General features: G+C 67.9%; 11 protein-coding genes and 1 pseudogene. 7 read left to right on the top strand and 5 right to left on the bottom strand.

Features of this window, described 5'->3' with window-relative positions; translation table 11 throughout:
- Nucleotides 1-102 precede the first annotated feature (102 nt).
- The 6 genes and pseudogenes from JZ792_RS43090 to JZ792_RS30760 form a co-directional block, all read left to right on the top strand.
- Nucleotides 103-2,181, top strand: a pseudogene (locus tag JZ792_RS43090) (transglutaminase family protein); the annotation flags it as partial.
- An 85-nt stretch (nt 2,182-2,266) separates the two neighbouring features.
- Nucleotides 2,267-5,965 carry a circularly permuted type 2 ATP-grasp protein gene (locus JZ792_RS43580; RefSeq protein ID WP_216916085.1) on the top strand — a complete coding sequence of 1,233 codons (3,699 nt, stop codon included), beginning with the start codon at nt 2,267-2,269 and terminating at the stop codon, nt 5,963-5,965.
- Complete coding sequence (locus JZ792_RS30780) at nt 5,962-6,867, top strand: transglutaminase family protein (protein WP_216916083.1); 906 nt, start codon at nt 5,962-5,964, stop codon at nt 6,865-6,867. The genes JZ792_RS43580 and JZ792_RS30780 overlap by 4 nt, the downstream gene beginning before the upstream one ends.
- A 6-nt stretch (nt 6,868-6,873) precedes the next feature.
- On the top strand, nt 6,874-8,088 hold the full coding sequence (locus JZ792_RS42325; protein WP_308165519.1) for a zinc-binding metallopeptidase family protein: 1,215 nt from the start codon (nt 6,874-6,876) through the stop codon (nt 8,086-8,088).
- A 70-nt stretch (nt 8,089-8,158) separates the two neighbouring features.
- Complete coding sequence (locus tag JZ792_RS30765) at nt 8,159-8,413, top strand: type II toxin-antitoxin system Phd/YefM family antitoxin (protein WP_308165518.1); 255 nt, start codon at nt 8,159-8,161, stop codon at nt 8,411-8,413.
- Nucleotides 8,410-8,784: a type II toxin-antitoxin system VapC family toxin gene (locus JZ792_RS30760; protein ID WP_216916079.1), complete on the top strand. Its 375-nt coding sequence runs from the start codon at nt 8,410-8,412 to the stop codon at nt 8,782-8,784. The genes JZ792_RS30765 and JZ792_RS30760 overlap by 4 nt, the downstream gene beginning before the upstream one ends.
- A gap of 3 nt (nt 8,785-8,787) precedes the next feature.
- Here JZ792_RS30760 and JZ792_RS30755 read toward each other — a convergent pair whose 3' ends face one another.
- The 4 genes from JZ792_RS30755 to JZ792_RS30740 form a co-directional block, all read right to left on the bottom strand.
- Nucleotides 8,788-9,498, bottom strand: a complete 711-nt coding sequence (locus JZ792_RS30755) for a type 1 glutamine amidotransferase (protein WP_216916077.1) — start codon at nt 9,496-9,498, stop codon at nt 8,788-8,790.
- The gene (locus JZ792_RS30750; protein ID WP_216916074.1) at nt 9,495-10,730 is read right to left on the bottom strand and encodes a Mur ligase family protein; all 1,236 of its coding nucleotides are present in this window, start codon (nt 10,728-10,730) and stop codon (nt 9,495-9,497) included. Before JZ792_RS30750 ends, JZ792_RS30755 begins: the two co-directional genes overlap by 4 nt.
- A gap of 537 nt (nt 10,731-11,267) precedes the next feature.
- The gene (locus JZ792_RS30745; protein WP_254190594.1) at nt 11,268-12,944 is read right to left on the bottom strand and encodes a hydroxysqualene dehydroxylase; all 1,677 of its coding nucleotides are present in this window, start codon (nt 12,942-12,944) and stop codon (nt 11,268-11,270) included.
- 433 nt (nt 12,945-13,377) lie between these two features.
- Nucleotides 13,378-14,349 carry an EamA family transporter gene (locus tag JZ792_RS30740; protein WP_216916069.1) on the bottom strand — a complete coding sequence of 324 codons (972 nt, stop codon included), beginning with the start codon at nt 14,347-14,349 and terminating at the stop codon, nt 13,378-13,380.
- Nucleotides 14,350-14,461: 112 nt separating this feature from the next.
- Between JZ792_RS30740 and JZ792_RS30735 the strand changes: the two genes are divergently transcribed.
- Nucleotides 14,462-15,358, top strand: coding sequence for a LysR family transcriptional regulator (locus JZ792_RS30735; RefSeq protein WP_216916066.1), 897 nt, complete (start codon nt 14,462-14,464; stop codon nt 15,356-15,358).
- Between the two features lie 47 nt (nt 15,359-15,405).
- Here the strand turns inward: JZ792_RS30735 and JZ792_RS30730 are convergent.
- The coding region (locus JZ792_RS30730) for a MinD/ParA family ATP-binding protein (protein WP_254190592.1) at nt 15,406-16,566 on the bottom strand (1,161 nt) is incomplete at its 5' end.

Below are 16,566 nucleotides of genomic sequence, written 5' to 3'. Positions count from 1 at the left end.
CTGCGCATCGTCCGGGTGGAGGGCAATACCGACGCGGGCGCCACCGCGGTGCTTCCCGGCCCGCGCCGGATACCCGGCGCCGATTTCCGGACCGCCGAGGGTCTGATCGCGCATCTGGCGGAAGGGCTCGGACTGCCGCAGACGCAGGTCCGCCCCGCCTACGAAGATCCGCTGGCCCGCTTGGCCGGAACGTTGCGCACCCCGGCGGGCGATCCGCCTGTCCCCACCGATATCGACCCGGAGGACGATTCCCCGCAGACGCGGAAGGAACTGCTCGAACGTCTCGATGAACCGGTCACCGAACCCGTCGCCTACGTGCTCCCGCTGTATCGCAGGAGCGACGGCCGAGGGTGGGCCAGCGCGGACTGGCAATTGCGACGCGGACGTTCGGAGGATTCTCCCGGAGGCCGAATCGTCCTCGCCGACGGCGATTCCCCCGCCGGTCTGCGGCTACCGCTCGACGCCATCTCCTGGCGCACCCCGCGCCCGCGCCCGGATAACGACCCGCTGTTCATGGGTCCGCTGCGCCCGGTGCGCGAGGATCCGCCCGCGGTCGTGGAATCGGGCCACTGGGAACCGACGACAGCCGTGGTGGCCGAGGTGCGCAACGGGCGGCTGCACATATTCCTGCCCCCGGTGGAGCAACTGTCCGATTTCATCGACCTGATCGCGCGCGTGGAGGACGCCGCCGCCGCGCTCAACCCGTCGGGTTCGGTCACCGGACTGCCGGGGCATCCGGTGGTGCTCGAGGGCTACGGACCTCCGGTCGACGCGCGGTTGCAGAGTCTGTCGGTGACCCCCGATCCGGGCGTCATCGAGGTGAACGTGCAGCCGACCGCGTCCTTCGCCGAACAGGCCGAACTGCTGTCCACCCTCTACGACCAGGCCAGACTGGCCCGGCTGAGCACCGAATCCTTCGATGTCGACGGCAGTTCCAGCGGGACGGGCGGCGGTAATCACATCACCCTCGGCGGCGTGACGCCCGCGCGATCACCGATGTTGCGCAGGCCGGATCTGCTGGTGTCGATGCTCACCTACTGGCAGCGTCACCCGTCGCTGTCGTACCTGTTCTCCGGTCGTTTCATCGGCCCGACCTCGCAGGCGCCACGGGCCGACGAGGGTCGCGAGGGCGCGCTCTACGAACTGGAGATCGCGTTCTCCGAAATCGCTCGGCTCACCGCGAATACGGCGGGCGGTGACCAGCCCGTCGCGCCGTGGCATATCGACCGCGCGCTGCGGCATCTGCTCACCGACCTCACCGGCAACACCCACCGCGCCGAATTCTGCATCGACAAGCTCTACAGCCCCGATTCGGCGCGGGGTCGGCTCGGACTGGTCGAATTGCGCGGATTCGAGATGCCGCCGCATTTCCAGATGGCGATGGTGCAATCACTGCTGGTCCGCGGGCTGGTCGCGCGCTTCTGGCGGGAGCCGTTGCGCGCGCGGCTGGTCAGGCACGGCGCGAATCTGCACGGCCGCTACCTGCTCCCGCATTTCCTGATGACCGATATCGCCGAGGTCACCGCGGATCTGCGCGCGCACGGCATCGAATTCGACGCGAGCTGGCTCGATCCGTTCACCGAATTCCGGTTCCCGCGCATCGGCACGGTGGTCATCGGGGATATCGAGATCGAACTGCGCGGGGCCATCGAACCCTGGCACACCCTGGGCGAGCAGTCCGCCGCCACCGGCACCGCCCGCTATGTCGACTCGTCGGTTGAGCGGATCCAGGTCAGGGTGGTCGGTGCGGACCGGGAACGGTATGTGCTGACCTGCAACGGTATGCCGGTTCCGCTGCTCGCCACCGACAAGACCGACGTCCAGGTCGCGGGAGTTCGCTACCGCGCCTGGCAGCCGCCGAATTCCCTGCATCCGTCGATCACCGTCGACGCGCCGCTGGTCTTCGACCTGCTCGACGCCGGAACCGGGATCTCGCGCGGCGGCTGCACCTATCACGTGTCGCATCCGGGCGGGCAGTACTGGGAGGAGCCCCCGGTGAACGCGGAAGTCGCGCAGTCGCGGCGGAATCGTCGATTCGAGGCGGCCGGTCACACCACGACCCCGATGGATCCCGGCGAACTCCGTGCGAAGATTGCAGCACAGTCGACCGATGTCGGCGCGCCGGGCATCCTGGATCTACGCCGGGCTCGCACCGTTTGGGGGCTGGTCAACGACCGGTAAACAACACGTCGGGCAGCGGAAATGAGGTCGGCATGGTGGCCGATGCGGAGTATGCGGCGGCCACCCCCAGGGGAGGCGCGCAGCGATGAACGACGAAGCATCCGAGGCCGGGTCATCCGAGGCCGGGACGACCCGGACGGACGTACTCGAATCCGACCCGCGCAGCGACCACGAGGACTCGTCGGCGCGTGACGAACAGGGCACCTTATGGAACGCACGGGAAGCTCGCCGAGTCACGGTGCGTGAGCAGATAGCCGAACAGTTCGCCCGGTACCGGGAAGAGAGCGGGGCGTCGGGGGCCTACGACGAATGCGGTCTCCCGACCCCCGGCTACTACGACGAACTCGTCGACCCGCAGGGGACGGTCCGTTCGATGTGGTCGGAACTGTCGTCGGATTTCCTCGATATCGGCACCACCGGTCTCGGCAGGCTCGACACCAGGGTCCGCAGGCTGATCGAGGACGACGGCATCACCTATACCGAGGTGAACGGCTCGGGGGAGCCGGTGAAACCGGTGCCGTGGCGGCTGGATCCGATCCCGCTGCTGGTGTCGGCCGACGACTGGACCCGGCTGGAAGCGGGGCTCGTGCAGCGCTCGCGGGTGCTGGACGAGGTGCTCACCGATATCTACGGTTCGCGCCGCACCATCACCTCGGGTCTGCTGCCGCCCGAGATCGTCTTCGGCAACAGCGGATACGTGCGTGCCGCGCACGGCATCACGATTCCCGGACGTCATCAGCTGTTCCTGCACGCCTGCGATATCAGCAGGTGGGGCGACGGGGACTTCCGGGTCGTCGCCGATTGGGCGCAGGCGCCGTCGGGCGCCGGTTACGCGCTGGCCGACCGGCGCGTGATCTCGACCGCGATCCCCGAATCCTTCGAACATTCCAGCCCGCGCCCGCTGACGCCGTTCGCGCGCGCCATGCGGTTGATGCTGATCGAATCGGCGCCCATCGCCGATGTCGACGACCCGATGGTGGTCGTCCTCAGTCCCGGTGTGCACTCCGAGACGGCGTTCGATCAGGCCTATCTCGCCGCGACGCTGGGTTTCCCGCTGGTCGAGAGCGCCGATCTCGTCGTCCGCGACGGCGCGCTGTGGATGCGCTCGCTCGGCACCCTCAAACGCGTGGACGTGGTGCTGCGCCGCGTCGACGCGGAATTCTCCGACCCGCTCGATCTGCGCCCGGACTCCCACCTGGGTGTGGTCGGGCTGGTCGAAGTGCTGCGCCGGGGCGCGGTGACCGTGGTCAACACGCTCGGCAGCGGTCTGCTGGAAAGTCCGGCGCTGACCGGATTCCTGCCGCGGATCTCGCGCGCGCTGCTCGGCGAGGAACTACTTCTCGACAGCACGCCGACCTACTGGGGCGGCGACGACAGCGAGCGGTCGCACCTGCTGGCACGGCTGGATCGGTTGGTCATCCGGTCGGCGGTCGACGGTTCGACCCTGTTCGGCCCCGAACTGTCGGCCGAACAACTCGAGGCGTCGAAGGCGCGGATCGAGGCGAATCCGTGGCAGTGGGTCGGACAGGAACCGGCCCAGTTCTCGGTGTCGCCCGCGGTGCAGGGGTACGGCGGATTGGCCTCGGCGCCGGTCGGCATCCGCCTGTTCTCGTTGGCGCGACGCGGCGGCTACACGGCCATGGCGGGCGGTCTCGGCCAGTTGCGACAGCGGCTGGAACCGGATCGCGCGGTCATCAAGGTCGCCGCCAAGGATGTGTGGGTGCGCGCGGCGCCGACCCAGGTGACGGCGGTCTCGGCCGAACCCCAGGTCGAGGAACGCCCGCAGCGGTCGCCCGCGATCGTGGAGGCGATCAGTTCGCCCCGCGTCCTCAACGATCTGTTCTGGATGGGCCGCTACAGCGAACGCGCCGAGTCGGTGGTCCGCCTGCTCATCGCCACCAACGACTGTTACCAGGACTACCGCTACCGCGCCTGGTTCGACGGCGCGGAAGCCCTTCCCATCCTGATGTCGGCGCTGGCGAGGACGACCGGCACCATCGCCCCGCCCGCCGTGGTGACGGCCTCGCCCGCCGAAACACCGCCCGTCCCGCAGCAGGCGACGTCGGTGCGGACCGAGGTCGGATCCCCGGCCGGTGAGGAAAGTTCGGTCGCCGCCGCGAGTGTTGCTGATACGCAGCCTGTTCCGGGTTCCGATTCGGTGGATTCCGGCGCCGATCCCGTGAATGGGGATATTTCCCCGACCGCTTCGGCGAACTCGGAGACGGAGGCCGCGCGGTCCCCGTCGACAGTTGGAGAGGATCGATCCGCGACTGCGCTCGGTGCGGCGGAATCCGGATCGGGGACCACCGTGTCGTCCTCGTCCCGGTCGGGTGCGGCCGATGAGCCGCAGTTCCGGTCTGCCGCGGCCGGGCAGGAACAATCGGGTGCCGCTGGTGAGGATCGAGCGGATGCGGGTGGTCAGTCTCGGCCGGGTGACGGTAGTCAAGCGCATTCGGCCGGTAGTCAAACGCAGTCGAGTGGTGGTCAGTCGCAGTCCCAATCGTCCGGCGGCCAGTCGCAGTCAGTTGGTGGCCAGTCCCAGTCGGCCGGTAGCCAATCGCAGTCGCCCGGCAGTCAGTCGCAGTCCAGCGGCGGTCAGTCGCAGTCGGGTGGCAGTCAGTCGCAATCGACAGGTAGCCAGCCGCAATCGAGTGGCGGCCAGTCGCAGTCCCAATCGGGTGGCGCTCAGTCCCAGTCAGCTGGTGGCCAGTCCCAGTCCCAGTCAGCTGGTGGTCAGTCGCAATCGGCCGGTAGCCAATCGCAGTCGCCCGGCAGTCAGTCGCAGTCCAGCGGTGGTCAGTCGCAGTCGACTGGTGGCCAGTCGCAGTCGCAATCGTCCAGCGGCCAGTCGCAATCCGCCGGTCTCGCCGGTGGTGAAACGCAACCGAACCTCGGTGATCAACCCGCCCTCCCGCGCGGGAATTCCGGTGCGGGGGAGCGTGATCCCCGGCGCACCCGTGCTTCGCAGATGAGCTCGATTGCCTCGCGTGCGGGTTACGACTACCTGATGTCGCTGACCCTCGACCCGAGTCTGCCCGGTTCGCTCGCCTTCGCGATCGACCGGTACGGGTCGGCGGCGCGTGCGGTACGCGACCAGCTGTCGCAGGACACCTGGATGATCCTGAGCGCGGTGGATCGGGCGTTGGCCGAGATTCGCGGGAGCGAGGAGGACGGCGAGGCCGCCTTGTCGTCGATGCATTCGCTGACCCTCGCCGCGCTGCTCTCGCTGAACGGGATCGGGTCCGAATCGCTGGTGCGGGACGCGGGCTGGTACGTCATGGATATCGGCAAGCGCATCGAGCGCGGGCTGGCGCTGACGGCACTGATGTCGGCCGCGCTGACGCAGACCTTCCACGGTGAAACCCAGCAGGTGGTCACCGAATCCGTGCTGCGCGCCGCGGAGTCGCTGGTGAGTTACCGACGGCGGCACCGGGATTCGGTGCGGGTGTCGGCGGTCGCGGGGCTGTTGCTCTTCGACGCGAGCAATCCGCGATCACTGGCCTACCAGCTCGATCGGCTCGACGAGAACTTCCAGGCGCTGCCCGGCGCGTCGGGATCGTCACGGCCGCAACGACTTCTGGCCGACGCGCAACGCATGCTGCGCCGCGTCGATCCGGCGGATCTGGAGGCCACCGACGCGGACGGCAAGCGGACCGAACTCGCCGAGTTGCTGGAAGGTGTGCATTTGCGGCTGCGCAAGGTGTCCGAATCGTTCGAGACGACGAAACTTTCGCTTCCGGCGGGTATACAACCGCTGTGGGGCAGCACGAGGGTGGTCGGATGACCGGGCGCGACGGTTTCGCCCGTCGTTATCGGGTGGAGCACCGAACCAAGTACTCGTATTCGGACGAGGTCAGCAGTTCCTACGGCCGCGCCTATCTCACCCCGCGTGAATTCCCCGGCCAGCGCCTGGTCTCGCACGATCTGACCATCGACCCGGTGCCGTCGGATCGTTCCGTCGGCACCGACGTCTACGGCAACACGACCTCCTATTTCCACGTGACAGCCGAGCACACCGAGCTGGTGGTCACCGGGATATCGGTGGTGGACGTGCAGCGCCCGGTTCCCGCCAGTGCGGACGGCCCGTGGGAACAGGCGCGTCCGACGTCGGTCAACGGTCCGCTCGCGGTGGAATTCACCTTGGATCTGCGTCCGCCGGAGATCAGTGCCGAGGTCACCGCCTACGCGGCGGAGTCGCTGACGCCGGGTCGTCCGCTGCTGGAGGCGGTCACGGATCTGAACACCAGGATCCACCGCGATTTCGCCTATCGGTCCGGCTCGACCAATGTCTCGACCAGGGTCGCCGATGTGTTCGCCGCCCGCGAGGGCGTGTGCCAGGATTTCGCGCGCATCGCCGCGGCCTGCCTGCGCTCACACGGTCTCGCCGCGCGATACGTGTCCGGATATCTGGCCACCGATCCGCCGCCCGGCAAGGAACGGATGGTCGGGGTCGACGCCACCCACGCCTGGGCGGCGGTATGGGTGCCGGGAGATTCGGCTTCGGACCGGACCGGGCACTGGATCGGCTTCGACCCGACGAACGATCAGTTCGCCGATGAACGCTATGTGACCGCGGCCTGGGGTCGCGACTACGCGGATGTGCCGCCGCTGCGGGGCATCATCTACACCGACGCAAGGGAGAGCATCATTACCGTATCGGTCGACGTCGCTCCACTGGAGGTTTGAACCCGAGTGCGTGATTTCACCTGCCCGAACTGCGGTCAACAACTCGCGTTCGAGAATTCGGTCTGCCTTTCCTGTTCCAGCCCACTGGGTTTCAGTCTCGCGCTGCGGACCCTGCTCGTCATCGCCGATTTCGTCCCGTCGGGCGACAACGGCAATCTCAGCGGCGAGGTCGACGGTCGGCGTTACCGGCTCTGCGACAATCTGCATGTCGCCAAATGCAATTGGCTCGTACAGATACCCACCGAGCCCGCCGGGCAGCTGGTCCCCGTCGGTGGAAACGGAGCGCAGTTCGATCCGAACCCGTCAGGTTCGGCGCCCGAACAGGGACGCCTCACTCGGGCCCAACGGTTGCGCGCGCGGTTCCGAGGGTCGACGACCCAGCAGGAAGTGATCGAACCGGCTCCGCCCGCCGTGTACGGCACCGGTCCCGCGCTGTGCGAATCATGCCGGTTGACGCGTACCAGGCCCAACGACACCGATACCGCGGGACTGGACGCCTTCGCCGAGGCAGAGGCCGCCAAACGTCGTCTGATCGTGGAATTGGCCGAACTCGGTCTCCCGCTGATCGGCCGGGACGAGAATCCGAACACCGGACTCGCCTTCGACCTGCTGTCCAGCAAGATCGACAAGGTGTTCACCGGCCACCAGAACGGTGTCATCACCCTGGATCTGGCCGAGGCCGACGATCCGCATCGTGAGCAATTGCGTATCGAGATGGCCGAACCGTATCGCACTCTGCTCGGACATTTCCGGCACGAGATCGGCCACTACTACTTCACCGTGCTCGTCGCCGATAACGAAGCGCGACAACGCTTCCTGAACCTGTTCGGCGATCCCGACGCCGACTATCAGGCGGCCATCGATCACCACTATTCCTACGGCGCCCCCGCCGGGTGGGAGTCGAATCACGTCTCCTCCTACGCCACCATGCACCCCGCCGAGGATTGGGCCGAGACATTCGCCCACTACCTGCACATCCGCGACACTCTCGACACGGCCGCCGCGTTCGGCATCGCCTCCGCGGGCGCGACCCTGGACCGGCCGCAGCCCGGACCCGCCGGATTCGACAAGATCATCGAACAGTGGCTGCCGCTGGCCTGGTCGCTGAACATGGTGAACCGCTCCATGGGCCACCCCGACCTCTACCCCTTCGTCCTCCCCGAACCGGTCCTCGAGAAGATGCGTCTGGTCCACGAACTCTGCGCCACCTCGGCGGTCTGAACAGCGTTTTCGCTGTTCCATCGCTTTCGCCGAATTGTCGGACTAAGCTCTTAGCTAAGGAGGTGGTGTGGTGAGTGGCGCAGCGGAGCAGTTCAATATCCACGAGGCCAAGACCAATCTGTCGCGGATAATCGAGCGAGTCGAACACGGCGAGGAGATCGTCATCAGCCGGGCAGGCCATCCTGTCGCGAAGGTTGTACCGCTCATTCGCCGTGTCGACCGCCGTGGGCGTGGGTCGCTGCGTGGACAACTCGTGCTCGGGCCGGAATGGGATTCCGATGAGACCAACGCCTCGATCGCCGACGATTTCGGCTCGATGCCGTGAGTCTCCTTCTCGACACCCATGTGGTTCTCTGGTGGTTGACCGATGACCCCGCACTGTCGTCGGACATCGTGGATCGGATCGATCACGATATGGATGTATATCTCAGTGCCGCGACCCTGTGGGAGGTGGCGATCAAGCAGGCGACAGGGAAACTCGCGGGACCCAGCGACCTTCCCGAACGCATCAGGGACAGTGGTTTTCTCGCACTCCCGATCAGCCACGAACACGCGATCGTAGCTGGGCGATTGCCCCCCTTGCATCGTGACCCGTTCGATCGGATATTGGTCGCGCAGGCACGGTGCGAGGGGCTGACGTTCGCGACCCGTGATCCCTACTGTCAGAAATACGACGTCGCGATCTTGGCCGTCTAGAACTCAGGCGCGCAGGCGTTCGCGGCGGAGCTGGTCCACCTCGGGGAGATCGAGGGGGGCCAGTTCGTCGACGCCGAGGGCGCGGCGCAGCAGCAGGTCGGCCAGTTCCGGGTTGCGGGCCAAGGCGGGGCCGTGCATATAGGTGCCGAGGACCGAACCCTGGACGACGCCCTCCAGACCGTCGCCGACACCATTGCCGACCCCGCGGGTGACGCGAGCGAGACCGGTCGCGTCGCCGCCGAGTTTCGTTCCGCCCCTGTGGTTCTCGAAACCGGTCAATGCGGCGGTGAGGCCGGGCAGCAGCGGGGTCGTCGTGACCTCGCCGATGGCGCGCTTGGACTGCGGGGACGTGGTGACATCGATCAGGCCGACGCCGTCGACCCGTTCGCCGGTCGACGTCTCGTACCACTGGCCGAGCACCTGGATCGCGGCGCAGATGGCAAGAACCGGAACACCTTTCGCGGCCGCCTGCTGCAAACCCGGATAGCGTTGCAGATGCCGGGTCGCCAACCGCTGCGCCGAATCCTCCGCACCGCCGAGGGTGTAGATATCCAGCGATTCCGGCACCGGGTCGGGCAACGTGATCTCCACGATCTCGGCGTCGTAGCCGCGCATCCGCGCACGCTGACGCAGGACCAGCGCATTGCCGCCGTCGCCGTAGGTACCCATCACATCGGGCAGCACCAGCCCGATCCGCACGGTCGATTCACTCATGACTTCGCCTCGAGGTCGCGGTTCAGATCCCGGAACGCGGTGTAATTCGCGAGTACTTCCACATGGCCCGCCGGACAGGACGCGATGGCCCGCTTCGGATCGGCCACGGTCGTGTGCTCCACCCCCGCATAGGTGAGGCGGACCGCGAGATCGGTGGCCCGCTCACCGGACGCCACCACCTGCACACCCTCGAAATGCTCGAAACGCACGTCCCACAGCCAGGACAGATCCTCACCGTCGGGCACCTGCCCGTTCACCGCGATCACCAGCCCCGCCGACGACGGTTCGATCATCGACAGCGCCTCCTGCCAGCCCGCCGGATTCTTCGCCAGCAACAGCCGAGCCGCGTGCTCGCCGACCTGCACGGTCCGATAGCGGCCCGCGATCTCACGCACGGTCCCCGCGGCCGCGGCAGCCTGCCCGGCATCGGCGCCGAGCGCGACCGCGGCGGCCACCGCCTGCGCCGCGTTACCGCGATTCGCCTTGCCCGGCAACGCCAGCGTCAACGGCAACCGGACACCGTCCGGGCCGCGCAACTCCTCGCCGTCGAGCCACCAATTCGGTTCCGGCCGTTCGAAATCGGTGCCGGTACTGCGCCAATGCGCGCCCTCCCACACGATCGGCTCACCACTGCGCGGACAACTCGTCGCGTCCATGGCCCAGCCGCCGCCCGCCGCCACCCACACCACATTCGGGTGGTCGTAGGCGATCGAGGCGACCAGCACATCGTCACAGTTGGCGATGACCACGGTATCGGGATGTTTCGCCAGCCCGGCCCGCAGACGGCGCTCGATCATATTGATCTCGCCCACCCGATCCAGCTGATCGCGGCTCAGATTCAACAACACCACCGCCGCCGGAACCAGCGAATCGGTGACATGCGGCAGATGCAACTCATCCACCTCGATCGCCGCCAACTCGACACCCGGATGCGCGCTCAACGCGGCGACGATCCCGGCGTCCATATTCGCGCCGTCGGCCTGGGTGGCCACCTCGCCCAAGGTCGCCAGCGCCGCCGTCGTCATCCTGGTCGTGGTGGACTTGCCGTTCGTGCCGGTCACCAGCACCGTGCGCCTGCCACGGCCCAGCTGATCCATGATCGACGGATCGATTTTCAGCGCGATCAGCCCGCCGATCATCGACCCCTTGCCGCGACCCGCTCGCTGCGACGCCCACGACGCTGCCGCCGCGGCCCGCAGGGCGATACGCCCACGCACCGAAATCTCTGCCACGCCGTGAGCTTACTGTCACTTGGCGGCCCGGGGGCCGCGGGTTCGCGGTGACATTGGCGGCCGGGGCCGCGGGTTCGCGGCCCCTTTTTGTCTCGCGTCCGAGCGGTCGAGACTCGCGACTTCGTCGCATGCGCTTCGACCGCTCGGACGCGAGACGGGCCGCGAACGAGGGCGCTCGTAAGGCTCGCGCCCGTGGTGGGGGCGTATTGATCTGTGGCGGAGATCGGGTGATCGGCTTGGATCATCGGGTGGGGGACGAGGTCGGCGTCGCGGACGAGGTGGGCGCGGGTTGACGCGCAGGGGCTCGCTGTGGCGGGGGATGACGAAGATCACGCCCACGACGGGGCGGATGGGATGCTCGGGTAGCCATCGGTGCGGCGGGTGTCGAGGGCGTTCGTGGGTGCTCGACTCCCTCCACACTCGCTGACGACTTCGGCGGGTGCCGGGGGCGTTCGTGGGGTGCACCGATCGGCTTCCTCCACCTCGCAGACGGCTGCGGTGCGGTTGTCGACTGGTTCGGAGCGGGACGAACGCCGCTCACACCGCCCGGTCGAACAGATTGGGCTGCCCGGTGGCGTAGCGGTCGGCGTCGATCTGGCGCAGCGGTTCCAATTCGACGGCGCGGTACATCTCGAACATGCGGCAGCGGGCCGCGTTCGATCCGGCGACGTCGAGCAGGGCGTTCACGGCGGTGCGCGCGGATTCGTTGGCGCCCTCCATGGTGGCGAGATCCACGTTGGTGCGCACGTAATCACCGGCGAGGAACAGATTCTCGATCGTGCCGTGCGACTCGGGGCGGTACTCCCAGGAACCGGCGGTATTGATGAGCAGCGGATCGGCGTTGGCGTTGCGGCCCTGGGCGGCGTTCCAGGTGATGCCGGGATCGAGGAACCAGGAATGCAGATCGGCGTCGCGCAGGGATTCGCCGTTGTCGTCGAGGTGCTGACGCATCTGCGCCCAGACCTCGCGCGCGATCTCGTCGGGACTGCACTCCTTGGCGGTCTTGCCGTAGAGCACACCGGGGGTGTTCCAGTCGGAGATGTCGACCGAGAGGCAGTCCTGCACGGTGCCGTCGCCGTACTGGGGCAATTTGCGTGACCAGTGCTGATTCTGGCTGATCGAGGTGAGTGACCACGGCGCGTCGATATAGGCGGTATGGCCCCGCGAGATATCCGACGGCGTCCGCAGGTAGAACTGGATGCCCGTCATCCAATCGACGAAAAGCCGGTCCATCGACGCCAATTCCGGCTGCAATTCGAGAACGGCGGGTGACCACAGGGTGCGGGCGATCTCGGCGGGAAGCGCGACGACGAAATAATCGGCCTCCACCGTGCGAGCCCCGGCCGCGTCGACGATGCGCGCCCCGGCGATCCTGCGGTCGCGCACCTCCAGTCCGCGTACTTCCGCGCCGAGCGCGAATTCGACCCCGAGTGCGCGCAGACGTTCGGTCCACGGGTCGATCCACGCGGCATTGGTCGGGCCGTTCAGCACCCGGTCGAGCGCGCCGTCGTTACCGACCTCGAACGGGTTGCCGAGGAACTGTTCGCCCATGGTGCCGATGGTGCGCACACTGGCGACATCCTCCTTGGCGGCGACCATGATGCTGGTCAGCGCCCGCGAGAGCAGTGCGCGGAATTCGTGGGAACGGCGGTGCGCGCCGACGAAGTCGTGCCACGCCGTCCCCTCCCACTGACCGAGTCGCCTGGCATCGGAACTGGTGTTGAAGACGAGCAGGCGATTGGCGAACCACAGCCCTTCGGGCGCGGGCAGTTTCAGCGAGGTGGAGATCGCCGCGCCGACGGTCTCGAGGAATGCCTCCGGTGTCGGTTCGGTGCGAGCGTGTGGGCCGAGCGGCAGCGTGCGGAAGTCGTCACCGTCGCGCCGGGCGAAACGGGCTTCCGGCACGGCGAGCAGATTGTTCCAGACGCCGTCCGGGTTGCCCGCGAACGGAATGCGCCGCATGGTGTCCGGAATGTGCTGGTAGAAGCCGGGGAAGAAGCGGAACCCGTGTTCTCCGGGCAGATCGGGCCGCCCGCCGGAGCCGGTGCCCGGCACGGGAATGCTCCGCGCTTTCCCACCGATGGCACGTCGCTCGTACACGGTGACCTGGAATCCGCGTTCGGCCAGTTCGTGGGCGGCGGTCAATCCCGCCACCCCACCGCCGAGTACCGCGACGCGTCGACCGGGCTGCGCGCCCGCCGACGCCGGTCTCATCGCGCCTGCCGAAAAACCGCCTGCTGTCGCGACTCCAGCAACGCCCACTGCCACCGTGCCGCGAATCATCGATCTCCGCGAGACGGCCCATCGTTTGTCTGCCATGCGCTTCTCTGCTGCCTAAGCCTTCGGGGGACCTACCTGCACCGCCGCACCCACCATAAAGTGGCGACTCCGAGTCGACCGATCCAACCCCGGACGCCGCCCGCGGGCCACCGTCGGTATGAAGCATCGACGGGCCGCGCGAGTACGGGCGTCCAGAGAGTACCGCCGAGCGTCGCGCCCCATGGCGACTTCGCGCCATTCGCTCGAGGCGAACCCCTTCGAGGGACGGCTCACCGGACCTCGGTGAGGGTGCGTTGCGCGCTGATCACCGACCCGTACGGACCCCGGTACCAACGGACTTCGACGCGATGACCAGGTGCGATCCAGTTCAGATGGAGGCGGCCGGGACGGCAGTGGCGTTCGGGACGGCAGCGGCGGTCGGGACGACGGCGGGAACCGGAACGACAGCCTCCTTCGCCCCCGACGACCGCGCGGAAGTGGCGACGAACGCACCCCCGATCACCACGACCCCGCCGACCAGCGAGGTGACGGTGGGTGTCTCGTCGAGGAATGCCCACGCGGCGGCGATGCCGACGACGGGGACGAGCAGGGAGAAGGGGGCGACCATGCCGGCGGGGTAGCGGCCCATCAGGTAGGTCCACAGTCCCGAGCCGACGATGGTCGCGAGGACGGCGATGTAGGCCAGGGCGGCCAGCGCGGGCCAACCGGTGCCGGAGAACGAGGCGACGAGATCGCGCGGGCCGGTGGCGGGGCCTTCTGTGACGGCGGACAGCAACAGCAGCGGCACCGGGGGCACCACCGCGATCCAGAGCGTCAGGTGCAGCGGGTCGAAGCCGGGGGAGGTGCTGCCCGCCATGCGCGCTCCGATATTGCCGAACGCCCAGCCGAGTCCGCCGGCGAGGGTGAGCAGCACCGGCAGCAGGGTCGCGTGTTCGAGGCGGTCCCAGCCGATGACGGCCATTCCGGCCAGCGCGACGCCGATTCCCGCGAGCTGTGCCGGGCGGATCCGTTCGCGCAGGAAGACTGTGCCGAGCAGCACCGTGAACGGGGCAGAGGATTGCAGTACCAGCGAGGCGAGGCCGGTCGGCATGCCGGTGCGCATCGCGGTGAACAGGAACGCGAATTGCAGGATGCCGAAACCGGTGCCGTACAGCAGGATCCAGCGCCATTTCACCCGGGGACGCGGGACGAACAGCAGCACGGGGATCGCGATGACGGCGAATCGCAGCGCGGCGAAGAAGAAGGGCGGGAAGTGATCGAGGCCGATGCGGATGGCGAGGAAGTTCAGGCCCCAGAGCAGGACGACGGTCAGTCCGAGTAATCGGTCGCGGGTGGTCACGCCTCCCATCGTCGGACCGAAAATAGATCAGAACAATCGAATTAATATGGAGTATCCATGTAGTAATGCTTCACATTCGCGGCGGTGGCGAGAGGGCGGTGGCAAGAGGGTGATGTCGGTGGAGCGGTTGCGTGTCCTGCGCGAATTCGCCGATCGCGGCACCGTCGGCGCGGTCGCCTCGGCGCTGTCGATGACCCCGTCGGCGGTGTCGCAGCAGCTCAAGGTGTTGGCGCGGGAGGCGGGCGTCGCCCTGCTCGAACCCGACGGCAGGCGGGTCCGGCTCACCGACGCCGGACACGCCCTGGTGGTTCGCGCCGACGAGGTGCTGGCCGCCATGGACCGGGCGGTGGCGGAGATGGCGCACTATCGCGGGTCACCGCGCGGGCGGGTGCGGGTCGCGGTGTTCCCGTCCGGTGGGGCGCTGCTGCTGCCGCATGTGCTCACCGCGATGGCGGACAGCGGCGTCGACGTCCTCGCCAGTGACGAGGATGTGCCGCCCGCGGGAGTCTCCCGGTTGCTGGCCGATTACGACATCGTGCTCACGCACCGCGACGAGCGCGCGCCCTCGGTCTCGGGCGCGCGCGTGGCGGCCCGGGTGCTAATGCGCGAACCGATCGACGTGGTGGTCGCCCCTAGCCATCGGCTGGCCGGGAAATCCTCGGTGACCCCGGCGGAATTGGCGCAGGAGTCGTGGATCAGCGTCCGCGGTGGGTTCCCGGTGGACGACGTCCTGCGCTCGATCGCGACGGTGACCGGGGTGGAACCGCGAGTGGTCCAGCGTCTCAACGACTTCCGTGTGATCGAAACGGTGGTCGCGGCCGGTTACGGCGTCGCGTTGATGCCGCGTTTCGCCGTCGTGCACCCGGGCCTGGCCGTGCTGCGACTCTCCGGTGTCCGCGCGGCGCGCGCCTACGAACTGGCTACGCGTCCGCACGCGGGGAAGCGGCCCGCGATCGCCTCGGTACTCGGAGCTTTCCGCACCGCGGCGGCACTGGTAACCGAGAAATAGCGAATGGCCCGGCATTCGAGACGCCGGGCCATTCGCGAGAACCGCGCTCAGTACACGCCGGGCGGGCCCTGCTGCCGGTACTGCTGCGCGCCGATGTAGCCGAAATCGTCGGCGACCATCGCCGCGAGTTCGAGCAGGGCGCGCCGGGTCGGCTTGCTGACCAGTTCCAGGTCGATCTCCGCGCCCTCGGCCAGATGATCGTCGAACGGGACGACCTGCACCGCCCTGGTGCGATCGAGGAAAAGCCTGCGCAGCTGTTCGAGGTCGATGGTGGAGGCGCCACGTCGAGAAGCGTTGACCACCACCACGGTTCGCTCGACGAGCTTGTTGTAGCCGTGGTGTTCGAGCCAGTCCAGGGTCGCCGACGCGCTGCGCGCCCCGTCGATGGCGGGAGAGGTGACCAGGACCAGCGAACTGGCCATGTCCAGCACGCCGGACATGGCCGAATGCATCAGTCCGGTACCGCAGTCGGTGAGGATGATGTTGTAGAAGGATTGCAGTATGCCGATGGCCTTGCGGTAATCGGCTTCGCTGAACGCCTCCGAGACGGCCGGATCCTGTTCCGAGGCAAGCACTTCCAGTCGGCTCGGCGCCTGCGAGGTGTGCGCGCGGACATCGGAGTACCGCGAGATCTGCTGGTCCTCGAGCAGATTGCGGACCGTCGAACGGGTCTGCCGCGGCACCCGGTGCGCGAGGGTGCCGAGATCAGGATTGGCGTCGATCGCGATGACCCGGTCGCCGCGCAGCGACGCGAAGGTGGAGCCGAGGCCCACCGTTGTCGTCGTCTTGCCGACGCCGCCCTTGAGCGAGAGGATCGCGATCCGATAGTCGCCGCGCACAGGCTGATTCACCCGGTCGACCAGATCGCGGTGCACGATATCGGCCGAGGATTCACCCGGATTGATCGCACCGCCGGACGCCTTGTGCAACGCCCGCCGCCATCCGCTGCGCGGGGCGCGCCTGGCTCGCTTGAGCAGATTCAGGTCATTGACCGAATGACCGGGCTGACCGGGTTGCTGCATATGTTGCGGCTGGAACGCTCCCTGCTGCGGCGCGTATCCGGGCGGTCCGCCCTGCCACACCTGGCCGGGCCCGGTCTGGCCGATCGGCCCCGGCGCGTTCGGGGGCGCGTTGAAACCACCGGGTACGTTGGGGCCGGGCGGGTTCGGACCGGGAGGTCCACCGGGACCACCGGGCGACTGGTACAT

The organism is Nocardia noduli (assembly GCF_019038455.1).
Lineage (GTDB): Bacteria > Actinomycetota > Actinomycetes > Mycobacteriales > Mycobacteriaceae > Nocardia > Nocardia noduli.
The sequence above is the reverse complement of the archived record's forward strand: the minus strand, read 5'-3'. Positions and strand labels throughout refer to the sequence as shown.